Genomic DNA, 19,381 nt, shown 5'->3' on the forward strand with positions numbered 1-19,381 from the left:
AGCGCCCGTGCCCGGCGCTGATCGTCGGCGCGAACGTGGTGCCCACCAACGACTTCGGCACCGTGCGCGAGGTCGCGCAGGGCGCCTTCTCCGTATACGCCACCCTGCCCACCTATCGAAAGATGTTCCAGGAGGCCGGTTATCCGCTCGACGCGCAGGGACGGTTGAGCGACGAGTTCATCCACGAGGTCGTCGTCTACGGTGACCAGGACACGATCCACCGACGCCTGCTCGCTCTGCACGAGGCCGGAGCCGACGAACTCGCGGTCTCCGTCTCCCCGCTCACCGACCCGATCGGTGAGGAAGCCGCGGTCCTCGAGGTGCTCGCGCGGCTGTCGCCGTAACCGCCGAAGTCGCGGGCGCGCAATCGATCACACTCGGCAGAGCCACCGTGCGGAGTTGCTCCCGCCGAGCCGCTCGGCAGGCATGTCATCGGTCTTTATGAGTCGTGAGGACCATGTAGGGGGCGATAGTGGCGGTGTCGGTGGGGAGGTCGACGGTCGGGGTGGGGAAGCCTGCGTCGGTGAGCAAGGAGGTGTAGGTGGCGAGGGTGCGGAAGTGGCAGGTGAGGGCGTCTGTTGTGCCGTCCAGGCGGCGGAGGACGACGGGGACCGAATCTCCGTCGGAGTAGGTGGTTTTCGGCTCGCCGTAGCGGAGGGTGGAGAATTGTTCGCCGGTGGCGTCCGGGTTGAGGTCGGCGAGGATATAGGGGGCGCCGGGGCGCAGGACCCGCTCGATCTCCGAGGTCAGGGCGGCGAGTCGATGGTCGTCGGGGTCGGTGCAGTACACCAGGCAGCACACGGCCGCGTCGACGGTGCCGTCCGCGATGTCGGGCAGTGAACGGCCGTCGAAGAGGTGATAGTCGATGCGTGGATGTGCGTTGTCCGTGCGGGCGATCTCCAGCATGTGGGGGGAGACGTCGAGTCCGTGGACCGTCCAGCCGTGCGTTCGCGCCATCAGGGCGGCGAGAACGCCGGTGCCACAGCCGATATCGAGCACCGCCGCGTCGGGGCGGGCCGGTCGGCCGAGGTGGTGCAACGCCGTGGGGAAGATCAACCGTTCGGCCAGGCGCATGTCGCGGCGGCGATAGGCGGCGGCCGCGGCGGCGGTGTCCCAGGTCAGCGTTGTCGAATGGTCGGTGTCGGACATGCTCGGTCCTGCCTTCGGTCTCGGGGTTGACCGGTCCGGTCGCAGGGGCTCGAGACGGCCGAAGCGCAACCCGGGGGTCGGCACGCGGCTGCGCGCCGATCGGGATTCGTTGGGCGACTGCTGGTTTCACGAGTTGTCTGACCAGCATGCGACGTCACGGCCGAAGCGGCAAGCGTTTCGGGTGGTGAAGGTGGCGCGTTCCGGCCTCAGCCGACGCAGACGTGGTCCGCGAGCCGACCTACGCCGCTTACGTGGTCGGCAGGTCGGCGTTGTGGCACCAGGTGTGCAGCGGCCCGGAGTGCGCTCGGGTGAAGGGCGGAGCGCCGGTGAGCTCGAAGCCGGTGGCGCGGGCGACGGCGACGCTGGCGAGGTTGGCCGGGTCGATGCGCAGCAGGACATGCCTGACGCCGAGCTCGCGATACGCGTATTCGGTGATCAGCCGCACAGCGCGCGTGGCGAGGCCTTGGCCGCGGTGCGCCGAGCCTATCGCGTAGGCCAATTCGGCATCGGGCCGCTCGGGCACGGATTCGTCCAAGCCAGCGCGGAACAGCAGAATCTCGCCGCGGGGCGTGCGGGCGTCGGTCGTGATCGCGAGCTGGATGCCGCGACCTTCGGCGCGGTGCACCCGCGCCCGGTCGAGATAGGCCCGCGCCTCGGCGTGATCGAACGGCCGACGCAGCGGAGTCCACCTGTCGACCTCGGTCTCGTCGAACAACGTGACCATGGCCGGCACATCGTCATCGGCCCACTCGCGAAGGTGAAGCCCGTATCCGTCCAGCGCGACCACCGGCGCAAGCGCACCCGGCATCGATTGCGGCCGAACAGAATCGGACTCGGACGGTGTGCGTGTCATAGGTCCTCCGAAGTGCCGAAATGGCAAGAATATCCGCTCATGCCGGACAACCGTTGCTTCGCATGGTGCTTCCATCCGGTGCACCGACCGCAACGAATGAGTAGTGACCCGCCGTGTGGGCGGGGTCAGTCCGCGGTCGAGATGGCCTGTCCATAGGGAAGGGAGTCGTATGAAACTCGGTGCGCTGCGAATGGGAGTGTCGATCGTTGCCTTGGTGGGGTCCGGTTTTCTCGCGATCGGGCCCGCGCACGCCTCCGAGGCCTCCGTCACGTGCCAAGAGGTCAAGCCACACAACGGCCACGTCGACGCTTCCGGATGCGACGCCGGCGAAGAGTTGGACGGTAAGGCCGCCGAACTCTCCAACGAAAAGGGTGACGTTGTCTACTACTGCGATCAGGTGAGCATGGAGGAAGGAGAGAAGCTCCTCGGAGAAATGTGCGAGAAAGTCTGATCCAGGCGGCTATCAGCGCATGACGCTCTCAGCCCGTCCGACGTCGGCCCCCGACTCGTCCCTCGAGCCGGGGGTTCGTCGTTTCGCTGTCCGTATCGAACAGCGAGGGTGCGGGGTGGTTGAGAGAGGGGGATCGGGGTATGGCGAGGGTCGAACGTTTGTTCTGGCGAGTGAGAGGAGTTGGGGATGGTGCAGCCTAATCCGGAGAAGGAGCCGGAGGAATGGACCACGGGGGATGAGCCGATGACGGGTCCGCAGCAGTCCTATCTGCAGACCTTGGCGCAGGAGGCGGGGGAGGAAGTGCCGGAGGGGCTGACGAAGGCCCATGCCTCGCAGTTGATCGATGAGCTCCAGCAGCGGACCGGGCGTGGGGCCTGACTGAGCGGCCCCGGCACCCGGTTGCGGCGTCAACGCGGCAGCATCGGCACGGGGCTCGGCTCGGCCACGGTGACGAGCACGACGACGTCGGCGTAGGGTGCGTCCCCGTGGCCGAGCCGGTGCGCGAAGCGCGCCACGGGGATTCGCCACCGGTACTTCTTGGCGATCTCCGCCTCGACATAGGGCAGCAGGGTGCCCGCGGTCACCAATTGGGCTTGGCCCTGGCACTGATGGGAGCCGAGCGCGGGGGTGCCGCGCCGGTCGCCGGGCTGCACGAGCACCCGGCCGTCGCGCGCCAGCTGTTCGGCCTCGTCGGACTGCGACGACACGCGGAAGGCGAGCTGGGTATCGCCGATGGGAATGACCAACCGGGGCACGGTGGTCAGTTGTCGCGGACCCGTGACCCGGGTCACCAGAACGGTTTTGGCGTCGCGCCAGACGTTCGCGGTCGTCGAGTGCCCGCCGCTCCAGGCGGGGCGCGGGCGGGGAGCGGGTCGCGCGACCTGCCGGCTGTCGACGGTCAGGTCGACGAGGGTGTCTGTCATCGCGTTCGTTCCTTCCCCTGCGAAATCCTCTGATCGATCGGTGCGGGGCTCCGGCGGCGCAGACGGGCCCGCATTCATCAGCCGTACCCGCGCGAATCCCGCCCAATCATGTGATCGTCCCTACAGACGTCACCCGGATGTGGCCGGAGCCGCCGCGATTCGGCGCGGCCGGCGATGACGATCGCGAAAGTGGCTGAGCGGGACCACATTCGGCCACATTGCCAAAGCCGCACGCCCAGTACGGCTTTCATTCTACGCGGCAACAGACCGTGCCGAGGCGGTCGAGCTCCGGCGCGTACTCGTCGGTCGCGTGCGGTTCACCACCAACCGAGGATCGGTTGCAGTCGGCGACCGAGTTCGGGAGCGAGGGACCGCGAGTAACTGGCGGTCAGGTGATGCTCGTCGTGGTAGATGAGGATATTGCCGCCGGTGACGGGACACACCTCGGGTTCGCATATCGCGTCGGTGAGGTCGAGCGGGAAGACGTTGGAGAAGGACGCGGCGGGCTCGTCCTCGGGGTTGCGCTCTTCGAGGGCGTCGGCGCGCGGCATGCCGCAGCTGATCCGGTTGCCGCGCTGGGCGAGGCAGTCGGTGCCGCGGTACCGCACGCCGTCGCGGCGCAGCCAGGGGGTATCGCGCATGGCGAGGACATTGAGGCCGTGCTGGTACAGCTTGGTCCACACGTCGAGGTAGTCGGCGGGGGTTTCGTCGCCGGTGTCGCCGCGGGGGCGGGTGCCGGTGGTGAACACCCAGTCGGGGCGGTCCGCGCCGAGGCGGTCGATCACCTCGGCGGACCAGTCGCGGCAGTCGGGGATGGCCTCGCCTTTGTAGGTCGGCTCGGCGGCGACGGTGAGCGGGCAACCCATCTTGAGATAGGTCGTGATGCGGAAACCGTGTTCGCGCGCAAGGACATCCAGGGCCGGTATCCAGTGTTCGGCGTGACTGCTGCCGACCACCGCGATGGTGCGCTCCGCGCCGATGTCACCATAGGCGCAGGTGATGACCTCGCGGGTGTCCCAATCTGCGATGCATCCGTCGCGCGTGGGATAGGGCGCGTCGGCCGGGGCCTCCCACAGCGAGGGACGCATCGGCGCGCGCGGTCCGCTCACGCCGCGGAGGAGCGCCTCCGCGCCGGGGTACACCGCCGGATTCAGATAACCCACCGGCTGAGGCGGATTCGTGCGGGTCACGATGTGCGCCCCGAGCGAGGCGGTGAGCACCGCGGTGCCGAGCGCGGCGACCGCGATCCCGGTGCGGCGGTAACTCGCCGCGGGCGAACGGTTTTCGCGCGGCCGGACACGTAGGCGTTCCTCGATGAAGCGGTGCGTCAGGTGCGCCAGCACCAGCGCGCCGAGGATCACCGCGCAGCCGCCGACGAAACCGGCGGTGGGGGAGCCGCTTTCGCCGAGGTAGAAGATGAGGATCGGCCAGTGCCACAGATACAGGGCGTAGGCCAGCTCGCCCAGCCGCACCATCGGCGCGGTCGCGAGCAAGCGGTTGGGCAGCGGGGAAGGCCCGTGGTCGCCCGCCACGATCAGCGCCGCCGCGGCGCCCACCGGCAGCAGGGCGGCCGGCCCCGGAAACACGTTGGCGCCGTCGACGAGCCACCCGCAGGCCGCGATGACCGCGAAACCGGCGACCGCGAGAATGGTGCGAACGATGCGCGGCAAGGAGATTCGCGGCGCCACGACCGCGACGAGCGCGCCGGTCAGCAACTCCCAGGTGCGCGCGAAACTGTCGTAGTAGTTCCACCCCTGATGGACGGAGACGCCGCGATCGGCGTACGCGAACGACGCGATGGCCAGCACGGTGAGGACCACGGCCAGCGCCGGCCGCAAGGCGGCCCGCTGCCCCGACCGTCGGCAACCCCACGCCAGCACCGCGATCAACACCAGCACGGCCAGGTAGAACTGCCCCTGGATCGACATCGACCACAGGTGTTGCAGCGGACTCACCGACGGGTCGGCGGCCAGATAGTCCGACCAGGACAGCGCCAGCTGCCAATTCTGGTAGTACAGCAGCGAAGCCAGCGTCTGCGCGGCGATGTCGGGCCACTGCGTATAGGGCTTCAGCAGCACCGTCGCGACGACGACCGCGGCGAGCACGACCACCAGCGCGGGCAACAGACGTCGCGCGGTGCGTCGCAGGGTGTGCGTGAACGCGACCGTGCCGGTGGCGCTCGCGCGGCGCAGCAGCGACCCCGTGAAGAAGTAACCGGACAGGACGAGGAACACATCGACGCCGCCGGAGACCCGGCCGAACCACACGTGGAAGATGACGACCAGCGCGATGGCGAACCCGCGCAGTCCGTCCAGATCCAGGCGATAGTCCTTCGGCCGCGTGGACTGCCGTGGCGCGGCGAGCTGGGCCGTCACCGCGGCCTCGGTCGCGTCGCCGCATGCGCGCGCCGGGGTCGGCCGACCCGGTTTGCTGGAGGTAACGCCGATTGCCCGGACACCGTCATTTTCTTACCACGCGGTCGTCGGGAACTCCTAACCCGCGGCCGGTCAGCGCAGCTGTGCGACGTGGTCGAGCAGGACGTGCCGCGTGGCCGTCCAGGCCGGTGAGGCGGGGTCGGTGAACTCGCCGTGCCCGATTCCCGGCAGCACGCGCAGTTCGGCGTCGGCCGGATCGAGTGCTGCGATGTAGCGGCGGCTCTGCTCGAGATCTACGACACGATCTCGGTCGCCGTGCAGGGCGCTCACGCGGATACCGGTCGGCAGGTGGTTGATCGGGGCGGCGACGCGGTAACGCTCGGGCACCTCGTCGGGGCCGCCGCCGAGCAGCTTGCGGACGAAGGCGTCGCGGCCGTGGCTCACCGCGTACTCCAGATCCAGGACCGCGGCCATCAGCGTGGCACTGCGTAGGCGGATCGGCCAGGCCGTCGCGGACGGCGAGGAGCGCCTGCCCGCCACCCATGCGGCCAGGTGCCCGCCGGCCGAATGCCCGGCCAGGTGCACCCGCCGCAGGTCGAGGCGGTCGCCGCAGCTCTGCCGCACCACCGTCGCGAGCGCCGCCACGGCGTCGTCGGCGTCGGTCAGGGTGCTCGGCCAGCCGCCCGCCCCGTTCACCCGCCGGTACTCGATATTCCACACGGCGACGCCCTGTTCGGCCAATGCCCTTGCGTGCGGGGCGAATTGGGACAGGGTGCGATTCTGTGACCAGCCGCCGCCGTGGACCAGCACGATCACCGGATGGGGACCGGGGCCGTCGGGCAGATAGAGATCCCCGAAATTGTCCGGGCTCGCGCCGTAGCCGATCCGCAGCGCCCCGTCGGCCGTGCGCGACGGGTCCGGCACGCGCACCGGAGTCTCCGCATCGATCGCCCGGGAGGCGGCCGTCGACACGGCGGCCATCGCGAGCCCCGCGGTCACCGCGAATCTCCGTCTCCCTACAACCCCCGCCACGATGGGGTACCTCCGTGCTCACCGATCAGATCGCCGACACCGTACCCGACACCCGCCGAGCCGGCCGGGTGACGATGATCTGCCGCTCGCTCCCGGACCCGCTGGCCATGCTGCCCGAGCTGCGTGGCCACCGGATCGGGTGCTGGTGCGTGCCCGAGGCGTGCCACGCCGAGGTGATCGCCGAGCTCGCGGATGCCGCAGCCGGCCAAAGAGGAGCCGAAACCCGCTGAGGGCGCGGCGACATCGCGATATCGTGGAGGAAGGCGCAAACGCACCGAACCAGCGCAACGGGCACCCTCGCGGAAGGGGACGGGCCGTGCAGCGACATTCGATCTTCCGGTGGCGGCGGATACTGCCCCTCCTCGGCCTCGCCGGTCCGGCGATGACCACCGGCGGCAATCCCGAGGAGGCGGGCCTCGAGCAGGCCTCTCTCGACCAAACGCAGGAGTCCACGTTCGGCTTCGTGCCGCTGTGGCCGTTCAAGAGTGAGGCGGACGCGGTCGCCTGGGTGTCGTCGTACCAGACGGACGGCGTGGACGCCTGGCACCTCGACCCCGGGCTGACCGCGCTCGCGTTCACCAAGGACTTCCTCGGCCACCACACGGTGGACAAGGTGGTCGGCGGCCCCGACAGCGGCAATGTCGGCGACCGGGAGAGCCTGATCAGCGTCGGCTTCGACGCACCGAACGGCGCGTCGATCATCGCCGCCGTGCTGCACCTGGCCCGGATCGGCCCCGGCGACGACGCGCCGTGGGAGGTCGTCGGGTCGCAGGGCGGCACGCTGGTGGTGGACACGCCGGCCTACGGCGCAACGGTGACCTCGCCGCTAGAGGTCGGCGGCCGGATCACCGGCGTCGACGAGAACCTGACGGTGCAGATCCGGGTCCAGGGCCAGCCCGAACCGATCGGTCTGGTCACCGGCATCGAAGGGGGCGGCACGGACGAGCCCTGGTCTGCCACAGTCTCTTTCACCGCCGACCCCGGCAGCGCGCTCACCATCGCCGTGTCGACCGGCGGCCACATCGCCGATGTGGAGCACTTCGCCGTCACCGGCGCACTGCACTGAACGGTGATGTCGCAGTTCGGAGCGGGTCCAACTCGTCGTGCGGACAGGCGAATTCGAAGACAGGCCGGGTGGCGCATCGTACCGTAGAAGTGTGGTGTACGAGGACGGCGCCGCGGCCGCGAGGAGGGCAGAGCGGTGACTCAGCTGATCGACTTCTCCGCCGCGCTCATCGAGCCGGCCGAGATCAAAGCGGCCGGATACGCGGGGGTGGTCGGCTACTTCTCCGAGTCGCGCCCCGGCACGAACTTCGGGGCCAAGCCGCTGCGCCGGGACTACTGTGACCGGCTGCGCGCCGAGGGTCTGGAGATCGTCACCAATTACCAATACGGCAAGGGCGAGACCGCGGACTGGCGCGGCGGCTACGACGGCGGCGCGCGGCACGCCGAGATAGCGCTGCGCTACCACTTCGAGGCGGGCGGCCCCGGCTACCGGCCGCTGTACGCGCCGGTCGACGACAACCCCACCCTCGACGAGTGGAACAGTTTGATCGCCCCGTTCCTGCGCGGCTGGGCGTCGGTGGTCGGCCCCGAGTGGACCGGCGTCTACTGCAATGCCCGGTGCATCGACTGGGCGCTGGAAGACGGTGTGGGCCAATGGTTCTGGCAGCACAACTGGTCCGGTGACCCGTCCATCAACGGGGACCATCCGGCGGCGCACATGCATCAGATCGAGATAGACCGGCGCGAGATCTCCGGCGTCGGCATCGACGTCGACCAGGTGCTCAAGCCCGACTACGGCCAGTGGTCGGCGGCGCGCGAGCCGAGCACGCCGACCTCACCGATCAGCCGGGAGGACGACCAGACCGGCATCAGCCCCAACACCTCCTCGCGCGGCGGCGCGCCGGTGCTGTGGTTCCTGCTGCACACGCAGGAGGGCAACGGCGATGCGCAGTCGCTGGCCAACTACCTGCAGAACCCGAATTCCGGTGTGTCCTACCACTATACGGACGACAACACCGGCACCGTGATCGACGTGGTGGACACCGACCTGGCGTCCTGGTCGGTCCTCAACGGCAACCCGCGCTCGATCAACTTCTGCTTCGCGGGCTCCCGGGCGGCATGGTCGCGGGACCAATGGTTCGAGTTGATGCAGCGCGGAATCGACTGCGCCGCATGGATCGCAGTGCAGGACTGCCGAAAGTACGGGCTGCCGATCCGCACCATCTCCCCCGAGGAATTGGGCCGCGACGAGCGCGGGATCGCCGACCACAATGCCTACACGATCGGCAAGCACGACGGCACCCACACCGACGTCGGGCCCAATTTCCCGTGGGACTACCTGAACGACAAACTGGCTGAGTACGGCGGCACGGGTTAGCTCAGCGTGAACGCCTTCGCCTGGCCGGAGATCACCGTGTCGGTGCTGTCGACCAACGCCGCGCGCACCTGCATCTCGCCGCCCGCGGGCTCGGACATGGGGCCGAGCGGCACCACGGCCGACTGCGGGGTGCCGTCGCAGACGATCGAGGTCTGGGTGCCGGTGGCCGACGGATGATCCGCCTGGGCGCCGCCCACCATCGCCTTGAGGGCGGTCACGCCGGCCCCGGCGTCGCAGCGGTAGTCGATCGTGATCTCGGACTGCGAGGCGTTGTTGATATCGAGAGCGTTGTCGGCGAGCGCCGGGGCCGTGGCCGAGAACATGGCCAAACCCAGTGCGCCGCAGACGATCCCCACACGGACGGGGCGTCGATAGTTTCGAGTGGTCACCATGGATCTCTCCTCCTGTGCGGTGGAAATAGGTCGTGGGACACAATCAGCGAACTCAGTCCGGCGGCTCCTGGACCTGCTCGTCGGCGGCCTCGACGTTCTGCTCGTAGCTGCCGGGCCCGAGGTCCTCGGCCGCGCGACGGGTGGCGCCGGGGGCCGGTTGCGGGGCGGAGCCGGAACTGGTGAGGTCGGGTAGCTCCGCACCGGAGGTGTCGGTTCGGTCCGCGGCGTCCATCGCTGCGGACAATTCGCCGCGCAGACGCTCGCTGGTCGCTGTGTCGCCCGCGTCCTCGGCGGTGGTGATGTCCTGGCGGAGCTGTGCGATGACGTCCTGGGAAACCATGATCCTCCTCGGTGTCGCTGCGGCCGCGCGAGACATGAGGCCTCGCGCCGCACGGCCCGCCGTCGGGGTGATCCCGTCATGCGGCCGCATCCACGCTCTACCCGATACCCGAGGCGGTAATCAGAATGATCAATGCCGGAGCTGAGACGGCACCGTGCGCAGATTCCGGTATCAGAGCGTGTCGAGCACCGTAGCGGGGACTCCGTAGGGGAGGAAGCGGACGCGGCGGCGTTCGTCGGTGTTGTCGCGGTGCGCGCGCAGGGCCTCGAGTTCGCTCGGGAACACCTGCTCGACCCTGGCGACGCCGGCGTCGTCGACGCTATAGATGACCCACACGCCGTTGCCGGTCTCGCCGGTGGTCTCCGGCTTCGGCGGCCGGGTGCGCTCCGGCTGGACGAATTGACCGAGCAGCGAGGCCAGTGTGTTCACGCTGGTGCGATCGACGTACTCCCCGGCCTTGCCGAGGAGGTCGCGGATCTCGATCCCCGCCTCTCGCAGCGCGCGTTCGAAGTCTTCCGGGCCGATCCCGAAAGGTCTCTCGGATGCCATCACAGTGCTCCTGGGGGAAAGAATTCGGCGATATTTACTTCAGTGTCCTCGTGTTATGAGGTCTTGGCCACCAACATGGAAGCAGGCGACATGTCCGAAGCCGTGGGGCTCCGGACAGCGTCGACATGGTGTTCGGGAGTGAGTCGGGGCCGGGTTTCCCTGCGGCGGAACGCTTTTCAGTGTCGGTTCGCGAGGCGGCGGCGTTCGAGGACCGTCGCGATCAGGTAGCCGCCACCACCGCCGACGGTGAGCACCCAGAACAGGCCGGGCGTGCCGAGCATCAGTGCGCCGGTGGAGACCAGGGCCAGCCAGGTGCCGAGGCAGTAGTGCAGCACATTGCGGCGCGCGGCGCCCTCGCCGAGGTAGAGCAGGCCGACGATGAGCCCGGCGCCGGTCGGCCAGAGCACGCCCTGCAGGTCGGCGCGGTCCAGCAGCGAGGTGATGCCGCTGATGATGAGGAACAGCGCGGCGAACGCGCTGGCCCAGGAGATGCCGAGCAGCTTGCCGGACAGCACCTCCGAACTGTCGGCGCCGCGCTGAGCGCGCAGCGCGGCCATGGTGGCGGCCACGGTGCCGACGGCGAGGCCCGCGCCGAGCAGGGCCATCGGCAGCCAGCCGGGCAGGCTGAGCACGGGATCGGCGCCCTTGGACAGGGCGGCGGCGCCGTGCCCGAACACATAGGCGGCCCCGAAGCTCAGATACGTGGCGCGGTTGTCGACGTCGCCGGGGCGGTCGAGGACGGAGTGGGGCGTGGCTGACAGGGCGATGGTGGCCATGGCTGAATTCCTCTGGTTACGAACGGGTTCGGATCTGCGGGCGATCAAGCGGTGATGACGACCTTGCCTGCCACCGTGCGCGACTCGGCGAGGGCGAGCGCCTTCGCCGCGTCGGCCAGCGGGAACTGCGCGGCGATCTGCGGCGCCAAGACGCCGTCCGCCAGCAGGCGCAACACCTGAACGAGATCCTCGCTCAACCGATTACGGAAGGTGGACAGGCGACGCCTGCCCGCCCAGAAGTTGTAGAAGTGAGCGCTCTTGCCGTTGGGCAGATAGTTCCACACGAGCAGCCGAGCGAACGACTTCAGCACCGGCAGTTGGGAATTGCCGTCCTCGTCCTTGGTCGCCGCGGTGCCGTAGGACACCAGCGTGCCGCCCTTGCGCACCAGCGCCCAGGACTGCGCCAAGCCCGCGCCGCCGACGTGGTCGAACACCGCGTCGACACCGTCGGGGGCGATCTCGCGGATGCGCCGGTACATGTCGGGGTCGCGATAGTCGACCGGGATCGCGCCGAGCGCGCGGATGGTCTCGTGATGGCTCGGCGAGGCCGTGCCGATCACTTTGATGCCCGCGTGCCTGGCCAACTGCACGAGGGTGGAGCCGACGCCGCCGTTCGCGCCGAGCACGACGATCGTCGCGCCGCTCGGGACCGCGGCCGTGCGGTGCAGCATCTGCCACGCGGTGATCCCGTTGACCACCACCGTCTCCGCCGCGGCCGAGGTGACGCTGTCGGGGATGGGCACCAGGTCCGCGGCGTCGATCAGCAGGTGGCTCGCCCAGCCGCCGACCTTGACGACCGCGGCGTAGCGCCGCCCGATCATCCGCGCGTCGACCTCGGGTCCGACGGCGGTGACGGTGCCGACCACGTCGTAGCCGGGGACGAAGGGAAACGGCGGCTGGTCGTAGTACTTGCCGCGGCGCATCTGCTGCTCGGCGAAGGACACGCCGGTCGCGTCCATCCGCAGGACGGCCTGGCCCGCGGTGGGGGCGGGCAGGGCGCGGGTACGGATCAGCAGATCGCTCGCCTCGACCTTTCCGGGTAGCACGACCTCGGTGGTGACAGTGGTGGTGTTCATGACGTTCTCCGCGCTCAGTGGGTTGTTACGGCTGTAACCATACGCATGTAAGCTTTCGTAGCGCAAGGGCTAACGCAGATAAGTTTTCAGGTGTAAGTTAACGGCATGGCTGACAACATGACCGCGTCTCCCACGCGCGTACGCAACCGTCGAGGGGAGGGCGCCCGCCTGCGCGACGAGATCGTGGCGGCGGCCGTCGAACTGCTCGACGAGACCGGCGACGAGAAGGCCGTCACGCTGCGCTCCGTCGCCCGCCGCGTCGGCATCGCCGCGCCCTCCATCTATCGGCACTTTCCCGATCAGCCGACGATCATGCTCGCCGTCGTGCAGCAGGCCTTCGGCGAACTCGAGGAGCACCTGCACGCGGCCGTGGCCGCGGCCGGTGACGATCCGCGAGACCGGCTGTTCGCCTTCTGTCACGCGTATCTGGAGTTCTCGGACCGGCATCCCGAGCGCTACCGCACCATGTTCGGCGGCGTCTGGATGCCGGCGCTGGACGAGACGACCCTGACCGAGGCCGATATGGTCGCGCTCGGCGAGGTGACGTTGAACCAGCTCACGGAGCTCCTGCGGGACTGTGTCGCGGCGGGCCGCGCCGAGGGCGTCGAGCTGTCCACCGACACGGTCGGGTTGTGGCTCGGCCTGCACGGATTGGCGCACCAGCGCGCCGCCACCGTCGCGTTTCCGTGGCCGCCCGACATCGCCGAGCGGATGATCTCCGCGCTGGCCCATCTCAAAGACGCGCCGTAGCGCGGTGTGCCCCGGGCCGAGGCCCGTAGGGTCGGGCCGTGGAACTGCGCCAACTCCGATACTTCGTCACCGTCGCCGAGGAGCTGCACTTCGGGCGGGCCGCCGAGCGGCTGCACATCGTGCAGTCGGCGGTGAGTCAGCAGGTGCGTCAGCTGGAACGCGAGCTGGGTGTCGAGTTGTTCGATCGTTCGCCGCGCCGGGTCGTGCTGACCGAGGCGGGCGCGCGGTTCCTGCCGGGGGCCAGGGACGCGCTCGCCGCGGCCGCACGCGCCAAGGCCTCGATCACCGGGTTCGTCGCGGGCGCGACGCTGCGGTTGGGGACCAGCACCGGTCTCGGCGATCACCTGGACCGCATCATGGAGCGCCTGGCGCCGCAGGTGCGGGTCGAGACGGTGTCCGCGTCCACCCGCGCGCGGGTCGAGCGGGTGCTGGACGGGCGGCTCGACGCCGCGTTCGTGCGCGGGCCGGTCGAGCACCCGGGCCTGCGAAGGATTCCGGTGTGGGACGACCCGCTGCTGGTCGCGCTCTCGGCGCGGCATCCCCTGGCCGGGGTGCCGGAACTCGCGTTGACCGATCTCGCGCCGTATCCCTTGCGGCTCACCGAACGTCGCGCCAATCCGCCGCTGGTCGACCTCGTCGTCGACGCCTGTCACGAGGCCGGGTTCGAGCCGGTGCCCGGTCCGGTCAGCTCGGCGCTCGCCGACACCCTGGCGATGATCGGCTCGGACACCAGCTGGACGGTCGTCTACGCCGCGCACGCGCGGCAGCTGCGCAGTACCAGGGTGGTGTTCAATTCCCTTGCCCCGCCGGGACTCTCGCTGGAGGCCGCGCTCGTCGTGCGGGCCGCCGCGCCGCCGCCCGCGCTGGAGATCCTGCTCGCCGCCTGTGAGTTCGACGATCACGATCGGTGATCGCTGCGTGCGCGAACCGGGTCTTGGTCGGACCGGCCGTATGCAGCAGATTTATGGGTAGTTCCGCTCGAACTCGCGAGCGGGCCGAGTGAAGGAGACCACGATGCCGAACGTCATCGTCCAGCAGCTGCCCAAGACCGACGAGGCCAAGCGGGAGCTGGTTCGCCGGATCACCGACGCGTTCGTCGACGCCTACAAGTCGCCGGCCGAGTCGGTGCACGTGTGGATCGAGGAGTACCCGGCGGACGGGTACGCGGTCGGCGGAAAGTTCATCGCGGACAAGTAGTTTCGCGGGCGACCCGGCCCGCCGGCGGCGGCGGGCACGGTCGCCTCCCGGTTCGCCGTCGCCGGAACGGGTTACGTGTCGAGCACCTTGCCGGGATTGAACAGGTTCATCGGGTCCATGGCGCGTTTGATCGCGATCATGACGTCGACGGCGTCGCCGTGCTCGTCGCGCAGATACTTCTTCTTGGTGAGGCCGATGCCGTGCTCGCCGGTCGCGGTGCCGCCGACGGCCAGCGCGTGGCGGACCAGGCTGTCGGAGAACTGTTGCACCGCCGCATGATTCAGCTCGGTGTAGGGGACCATGGTGTGCACGTTGCCGTCGCCGATATGCCCGGCGACGCTGACCGCGAGGCCGAGTTCCGCGCCGAGCCGGGTCGTCGTCTCCACCGTGGCGGCGAGCTGTGAGTAGGGGACGGCGGTATCGGTCACCAGGAATCGGCTGCCGGGGTGGCGCGACTTCACCGCGAAGTACAGATTGTGCCGGTCCTCCCACAGGGCATGACGCTCGGTGTGGGTGTGCGCGACCGCGATCTCGACAGCGTTGTTGGCCTGCACGATTCGCCGGATCTCCCGCTCCTCCGCGGCGGCCGCCGGCTCGGACGAGGACTCGACGTCGATGAACAACGCGGGCGACTCGGCGTAGTCCGTGCCGCGAAAGGCGTTGATGGCGACCATGCTCGGCGTATCGACCAGCTCGAGCCTGCTCACCGGCAGTGCGGCGCCGAGCATCTCGACCGCGGCGTCCACGGCCGCCGAGACGGTGGGGAACGAGACCCGCAGCGAGCGCAGCCATTCCGGGATCGGGTGCAGGCGAACGGTGAGCTCGGTGATGATGCCTAGCGTGCCCGCCGAACCGATGAGCAGGTCCTTCAGGTCGTAGCCGCTCGACGACTTGCGGACGGCGCGGCCGAGCCGGACCACCGATCCGTCGGGCAATACCGCTTGCAAGGCAAGCACATTCGCGCGCATGCCGCCGTAGCGGACGGTGGTGGTGCCGCTGGCATTGGTCGCGGCCATGCCGCCGATCGAGGCGTCCGCGCCGGGATCCACGGTGAACTGGAGGCCCGATTCGGCGGTGGCCGCGTTGAGCTGGGTGCGGGTGAGACCGGGCTGCACGGTGGCGGTGAAGTCCGCGGGGGAGATGTCCAGGATCGAGTTCGCCTGCGACAGATCGACGATCAACTCCTCCCGCTGGGCGAGCAGATGCCCCTCCAGGCTGGTGCCCGCGCCGCGCGGGATGAGCGGAGTCCGCGTCGCGCGCGCCCACCGCACCAACGCGGCCACCTCGTCGACACCGGTCGGATACACGACCCCGCTAGGCCGTCGCCCGGCCTGCCCCGTCTCGTCCACCGTGAACTGGTCCAACACGGCAGGGCGCGTGTCGACCTCGAGCGGCGCCCCATCGAACGCTGTGGTCATCGCGGCCCCGGACCGGTCACCGACATCGTGCTCCTCCATCCGCTCGCCCTACGCAAAGCCCGTGCTCGCATGGTAGGTCCCGCACGTCGGCCCTCGCCACCGAACGGGTGCGCCGCGAACGGCGGTGGATCCTCCCGAAGTGGGAGTGCCGTCAGTCCGATTGGCGCACAATAAAACTCGGATAGCTCCTGTCTGGGAGGGAGATAGGTGGTGCGTGTGTTGTCAAGAGTTCGTCGGGTGGTCTCCGCTTCCTTTCCCGGGTGGGCGGCCGGGCCTGCGGTAGTCGACGCGGGTGGGCCCGGGGTAGCAGACGCAGGGTGTCCTGCGGTAGATGGCGCGAGCGGCCTCGCGGTAGTCGACGTGGGCGCGCCTGGGGTAGCCGACGTGGTCAGGCCTGGCATCGTGGTGGCGCCCCGACGGTTGCCGGTCCTGGGCCACCTCTTGTCGCTTCTGCGTGACCCCATGGGGTTCATGGCCTCGCTCTCCGCCCACGGCGATCTCGTCGCCATCGGCTTGGGCCCGAGCACCGCCATCGTGGTCTGCGACCCCGCCCTGACACAGGAAATGCTGCGGCGCGACCGGGTTTTCGACAAGGGCGGTCCGCAGTTCGACAGCGGCCGAGCCCTGGTCGGCGACGGGTTGGCGCTCTGCCCGCACGCGATGCACCGGCGGCAGCGGCGGCTGATCCAGCCTGCGTTCCGCCCGGACCGGATCGCCGGCTACGCCCCGGTGATGACCCAGCACGTCGCCGAGATGGTGGACTCGTGGCGCGACGGGCAGATCGTCGACGTGAAATCGCGGCTGCACACTTTCACCGCCGGGGTCATCGCCGCGACGCTGTTCGGCCAGGCGATCTCCGAATCGGATCAGCACCGGCTGCTGCGCGACGTCGAGACCGTCTTCGCCGGGGTGGTCTGGCAGGTGCTGATGCCGGCGTGGCTGCGGCGATGGCCGGTCCTCGGCAACCGCGCGGTCGCCGAGGCGGCGCGCGAGACGCGCACGATCCTCGGCGCGCTCGTCGCGGCGCGGCGCGGCGAGGGGGTCGATCGCGGAGATCTGTTCTCGGCGTTGGTCTTCGCGCGCGACCGTGACGGCGGGCGATTGAGCGACACCGAGATCATCGACCAGGTGGTCACCTTCTTCTTCGCGGGTACCGACACCACCGCCACCGTCTTGGCGTGGGCGCTGAGTCTGCTCGATCGGCACCCGGAGGTCGTCGCTCGCCTGCACACCGAGGTCGACTCCGTGCTCGCCGGGCGGCCCGCCCGCCACGAGGACCTGGCGCGCCTGCCCTACACCGAACGGGTCATCGCCGAGACGTTGCGTCTTCGCCCGCCCGCCTGGTTGCAGACGCGCGCGGTGAGTGAGGACACCGAGCTCGGCGGTCAGCCGCTGCCCGCGGGGACCACGGTGATCTACAGCTCGTACCTGATCCATCACCGGCCCGACCTGTACCCCGAGCCGGAGCGGTTCGATCCCGATCGGTTCGATCCGGCGCTGACCCCGCCGCCGCGGGACGCGGTGCTGCCCTTTGCCGCCGGCGCTCGAAAGTGCATCGGCGACACCTTTGCCATGACCGAGGCGATCCTGGCACTGGCCACTATCGCCGCCCGGTGGGATCTGCACGCCGTTCCCGGCACCGATACTCGTCCGACCCTTGCGGTTGTGCCGCAGCCCCGGCGGTTGCGCATGCGCGTCACGGCCCGCACACCGGAGACCGCGGCACGCTGATCGGATGCACGTGGCTGTGGTCAGATAGTCGCCGCAATAGTCGCCGTCGGCCGCCGGTAGCGCCGGAGGTCGAGACAACGCTGCGCGACAAGCCTTTTCGGCCACACTGATCGACTCCGATCTCGCCTTGCCGATGAGCGGCCGACCGTTAGCCGCTGAGCCGGAACAGGTCCGAAACGCTTTCGATAGCATTGCCGCGGGCGCAGTACAGTGGCGCGCCTGGCCGATGCGTACGAGACCTTGCCGCCTGCTATCGCGGCGGAGAGGAAAGCTATGCGCTACGACGAGTATCGGGGGTACGACGCGGTCGGGCTGGCCGAGTTGGTGGCCAAGGGGGAGGTGCGGCCCGCCGAACTGCTCGAGGTCGCCTCGGACCGTCGGGACCAGGTCGATCCGGCAATCAACGCGATCAGCCTGCGCATGGACGAGGTCGGGCGGGCAGCGGCCGACGGGCCGTTCGAGGGGCCGTTCGCCGGAGTGCCGTTCCTGCTCAAGGATCTCGGGCAGGACTTCGCGGGCTACCCGACCGGCTCGGGCACCGGTCCGCTGCGAAAAGTCAAGGCGGACAACAACAGCACGGTCGTGCAGCGGTGGATCGACGCGGGCCTGGTGATCTTCGGCAAGACCACCACCCCGGAGTTCGGCGCCGTCGCCGTCACCGAGACCCGAACCTACGGCGCGACGCGCAATCCCTGGAACCTCGACCACACGCCGGGTGGCTCCTCGGGCGGATCGGCGGCCGCGGTCGCGGCGGGAATCGTGCCGATGGCAGGCGCCAGCGACGGCGGCGGCTCGATCCGCATCCCGGCGGCCTGCACCGGCTTGTTCGGACTGAAGGCCGGGCGCGGAATTATTCCGGCGGGGCCCGATGTCGCGGAGAGCATCTTCGGCGCTTCCACCGCCGGGGTGTTGTCGCGCAGCGTCCGCGACTCCGCGGTGATGCTGGACCTGCTCAGCGAGCCCGATCCCGGCGGACCCTACCTGTCGGCCCGGCCCGCCCAACCCTATGTCACGGCGGTGGACGCGCCGCCGCGCCGGCTGCGCATCGGCTTCAGCCACGAATCACCCCTGGGCGCAAAGGTTCACCCGGAGGCGGTGCGCGCGGTCGAGGCGACGGCTGCGCTCTTGGAACGGCTGGGCCATGACGTCGAGCCCGCCGCGCCGCGCATCGACGGCCGTCGCGCGGCACACGACTTCATGACGGTGTGGGCCGCGAGCCTCGCGGCCAGGCTGGCCCGAGCCCGAAAGCTCACCGGCGCGAAGGAATCCGACTTCGACCTGACGACCCGCGTGGTGGCCGCCGCCGGGCGTGCGCACTCCGCCGCGACCCTGTTCGAGGCGCACGGTCGCTGGAACACCTACACGCGCGCGCTCGCCGAGTTCCACGACACCTACGACCTGTTGCTCACGCCGACGCTCGCCGCGCCGCCGCTGCGCATCGGCCAGACGAAACCCCCTGTGGCAGTGGAGAAGATCATGGCCCTGCTGCTGGAACTGCGCGCGGGGACCGCGATCACGCGCACGCCGACCTACCGCGACCTCGTGCTCACCAACCTCGCCCCGGTCCCGTTCACCCAACTCGCCAACCTCACCGGCCGCCCCGCCATGAGCGTGCCGCTGCACCGCACCGCCGACGGCTTGCCGCTCGGCACCCAATTCGTCGGACCGCTCGGCTCAGAGTTCCTGCTGCTGCGACTGGCCGCCCAACTCGAGCAAGCCCAGCCGTGGCGCCATCTCGAACCGCCGGAACTCGGCGACTGAGCACGCCTATCCGGACCTTTCGCGGCGGCGCTGGTCTCTGCGCAGGGAGGCGTTGTCGCCGCGCAGGCGGTCGTTGTCGATGTGCAGGTCGGCATTGGCGTCCTCGAGCTCGAGGATGCGGCCGATGCCGGCGATATTGACGCCGGTCGCGGCCAGGGTGGCGATCCGTCGCAGGCGCGCGATGTCGTTGCCGCTGTAGCGGCGGGTGCCGCCGTCGCTGCGGGC

General features: G+C 69.7%; 22 protein-coding genes and 1 pseudogene. 11 read left to right on the plus strand and 12 right to left on the minus strand.

Going from position 1 to position 19,381, the window contains the following annotated elements; genetic code table 11:
• Positions 1-344, plus strand: a pseudogene (locus ON39_RS28105) (hypothetical protein); the annotation flags it as partial.
• A gap of 85 nt (positions 345-429) precedes the next feature.
• Here ON39_RS28105 and ON39_RS46195 read toward each other — a convergent pair.
• Positions 430-1,149, minus strand: coding sequence for a class I SAM-dependent methyltransferase (locus tag ON39_RS46195; protein ID WP_051187235.1), 720 nt, complete (start codon positions 1,147-1,149; stop codon positions 430-432).
• A gap of 247 nt (positions 1,150-1,396) precedes the next feature.
• The gene (locus ON39_RS28115; protein ID WP_040738929.1) at positions 1,397-1,957 is read right to left on the minus strand and encodes a GNAT family N-acetyltransferase; all 561 of its coding nucleotides are present in this window, start codon (positions 1,955-1,957) and stop codon (positions 1,397-1,399) included.
• A gap of 214 nt (positions 1,958-2,171) precedes the next feature.
• Between ON39_RS28115 and ON39_RS28120 the strand changes: the two genes are divergently transcribed.
• Positions 2,172-2,453 (plus strand): hypothetical protein, encoded by a 282-nt coding sequence (locus ON39_RS28120; RefSeq protein ID WP_040738930.1) that lies wholly within the window; start codon positions 2,172-2,174, stop codon positions 2,451-2,453.
• 186 nt (positions 2,454-2,639) lie between these two features.
• Positions 2,640-2,831 (plus strand): DUF3072 domain-containing protein, encoded by a 192-nt coding sequence (locus ON39_RS28125; protein WP_040738931.1) that lies wholly within the window; start codon positions 2,640-2,642, stop codon positions 2,829-2,831.
• 29 nt (positions 2,832-2,860) lie between these two features.
• On the opposite strand, the gene ON39_RS28130 is transcribed toward ON39_RS28125, so the two are convergent.
• The 3 genes from ON39_RS28130 to ON39_RS28140 form a co-directional block, all read right to left on the minus strand.
• Complete coding sequence (locus ON39_RS28130) at positions 2,861-3,376, minus strand: hypothetical protein (RefSeq protein ID WP_051187237.1); 516 nt, start codon at positions 3,374-3,376, stop codon at positions 2,861-2,863.
• Positions 3,377-3,693: 317 nt separating this feature from the next.
• Positions 3,694-5,751 (minus strand): acyltransferase family protein, encoded by a 2,058-nt coding sequence (locus tag ON39_RS28135; RefSeq protein ID WP_040738932.1) that lies wholly within the window; start codon positions 5,749-5,751, stop codon positions 3,694-3,696.
• A gap of 132 nt (positions 5,752-5,883) precedes the next feature.
• Positions 5,884-6,750, minus strand: a complete 867-nt coding sequence (locus ON39_RS28140; RefSeq protein ID WP_051187239.1) for an alpha/beta hydrolase family protein — start codon at positions 6,748-6,750, stop codon at positions 5,884-5,886.
• Positions 6,751-6,797: 47 nt separating this feature from the next.
• Between ON39_RS28140 and ON39_RS46200 the strand changes: the two genes are divergently transcribed.
• From ON39_RS46200 to ON39_RS28155, 3 genes are all read left to right on the plus strand, one after another.
• Entirely contained in the window at positions 6,798-7,013 is a 216-nt protein-coding gene (locus tag ON39_RS46200) for a DUF4326 domain-containing protein (RefSeq protein ID WP_051187241.1), read from the plus strand.
• A gap of 86 nt (positions 7,014-7,099) precedes the next feature.
• A complete protein-coding gene (locus ON39_RS28150) occupies positions 7,100-7,849 on the plus strand; it encodes a Gmad2 immunoglobulin-like domain-containing protein (protein WP_246002693.1) in 750 nt (249 codons plus the stop codon).
• Positions 7,850-7,984: 135 nt separating this feature from the next.
• Complete coding sequence (locus tag ON39_RS28155) at positions 7,985-9,166, plus strand: glycoside hydrolase domain-containing protein (protein WP_040738933.1); 1,182 nt, start codon at positions 7,985-7,987, stop codon at positions 9,164-9,166.
• On the opposite strand, the gene ON39_RS28160 is transcribed toward ON39_RS28155, so the two are convergent.
• The 5 genes from ON39_RS28160 to ON39_RS28180 form a co-directional block, all read right to left on the minus strand.
• On the minus strand, positions 9,163-9,558 hold the full coding sequence (locus ON39_RS28160) for a hypothetical protein (RefSeq protein ID WP_146250998.1): 396 nt from the start codon (positions 9,556-9,558) through the stop codon (positions 9,163-9,165). The two genes, ON39_RS28155 and ON39_RS28160, sit on opposite strands and share 4 nt — an antisense overlap.
• A gap of 52 nt (positions 9,559-9,610) precedes the next feature.
• Positions 9,611-9,898 carry a hypothetical protein gene (locus ON39_RS28165; RefSeq protein WP_040738935.1) on the minus strand — a complete coding sequence of 96 codons (288 nt, stop codon included), beginning with the start codon at positions 9,896-9,898 and terminating at the stop codon, positions 9,611-9,613.
• Positions 9,899-10,069: 171 nt separating this feature from the next.
• Positions 10,070-10,447, minus strand: a complete 378-nt coding sequence (locus ON39_RS28170; protein ID WP_040738936.1) for an Rv0313 family protein — start codon at positions 10,445-10,447, stop codon at positions 10,070-10,072.
• Positions 10,448-10,623: 176 nt separating this feature from the next.
• Entirely contained in the window at positions 10,624-11,223 is a 600-nt protein-coding gene (locus ON39_RS28175; RefSeq protein ID WP_051187243.1) for a hypothetical protein, read from the minus strand.
• A 44-nt stretch (positions 11,224-11,267) separates the two neighbouring features.
• Positions 11,268-12,299, minus strand: coding sequence for a medium chain dehydrogenase/reductase family protein (locus tag ON39_RS28180; protein WP_040738938.1), 1,032 nt, complete (start codon positions 12,297-12,299; stop codon positions 11,268-11,270).
• A 105-nt stretch (positions 12,300-12,404) separates the two neighbouring features.
• Between ON39_RS28180 and ON39_RS28185 the strand changes: the two genes are divergently transcribed.
• The 3 genes from ON39_RS28185 (at position 12,405) to ON39_RS28195 (ending at position 14,246) form a co-directional block, all read left to right on the plus strand.
• Positions 12,405-13,049, plus strand: coding sequence for a TetR/AcrR family transcriptional regulator (locus ON39_RS28185; protein WP_040738939.1), 645 nt, complete (start codon positions 12,405-12,407; stop codon positions 13,047-13,049).
• 38 nt (positions 13,050-13,087) lie between these two features.
• Complete coding sequence (locus ON39_RS28190; RefSeq protein ID WP_040738940.1) at positions 13,088-13,960, plus strand: LysR family transcriptional regulator; 873 nt, start codon at positions 13,088-13,090, stop codon at positions 13,958-13,960.
• A 103-nt stretch (positions 13,961-14,063) separates the two neighbouring features.
• Positions 14,064-14,246, plus strand: a complete 183-nt coding sequence (locus ON39_RS28195) for a 2-hydroxymuconate tautomerase family protein (protein WP_040738949.1) — start codon at positions 14,064-14,066, stop codon at positions 14,244-14,246.
• 71 nt (positions 14,247-14,317) lie between these two features.
• Here ON39_RS28195 and ON39_RS28200 read toward each other — a convergent pair whose 3' ends face one another.
• Entirely contained in the window at positions 14,318-15,703 is a 1,386-nt protein-coding gene (locus ON39_RS28200; RefSeq protein ID WP_246002691.1) for an FAD-binding oxidoreductase, read from the minus strand.
• A gap of 366 nt (positions 15,704-16,069) precedes the next feature.
• Between ON39_RS28200 and ON39_RS28205 the strand changes: the two genes are divergently transcribed.
• Both ON39_RS28205 and ON39_RS28210 read left to right on the plus strand, forming a co-directional pair.
• Positions 16,070-17,395: a cytochrome P450 gene (locus ON39_RS28205; protein ID WP_040738951.1), complete on the plus strand. Its 1,326-nt coding sequence runs from the start codon at positions 16,070-16,072 to the stop codon at positions 17,393-17,395.
• Between the two features lie 273 nt (positions 17,396-17,668).
• A complete protein-coding gene (locus ON39_RS28210; protein ID WP_040738941.1) occupies positions 17,669-19,156 on the plus strand; it encodes an amidase in 1,488 nt (495 codons plus the stop codon).
• Positions 19,157-19,162: 6 nt separating this feature from the next.
• On the opposite strand, the gene ON39_RS28215 is transcribed toward ON39_RS28210, so the two are convergent.
• On the minus strand, positions 19,163-19,381 hold a 219-nt coding region (locus ON39_RS28215), incomplete at its 5' end, for a MerR family transcriptional regulator (protein WP_040738942.1).

Origin of the sequence: Nocardia tenerifensis NBRC 101015, from assembly GCF_000308715.1 — a bacterium.
Classification (GTDB): Bacteria; Actinomycetota; Actinomycetes; order Mycobacteriales; family Mycobacteriaceae; genus Nocardia; species Nocardia tenerifensis.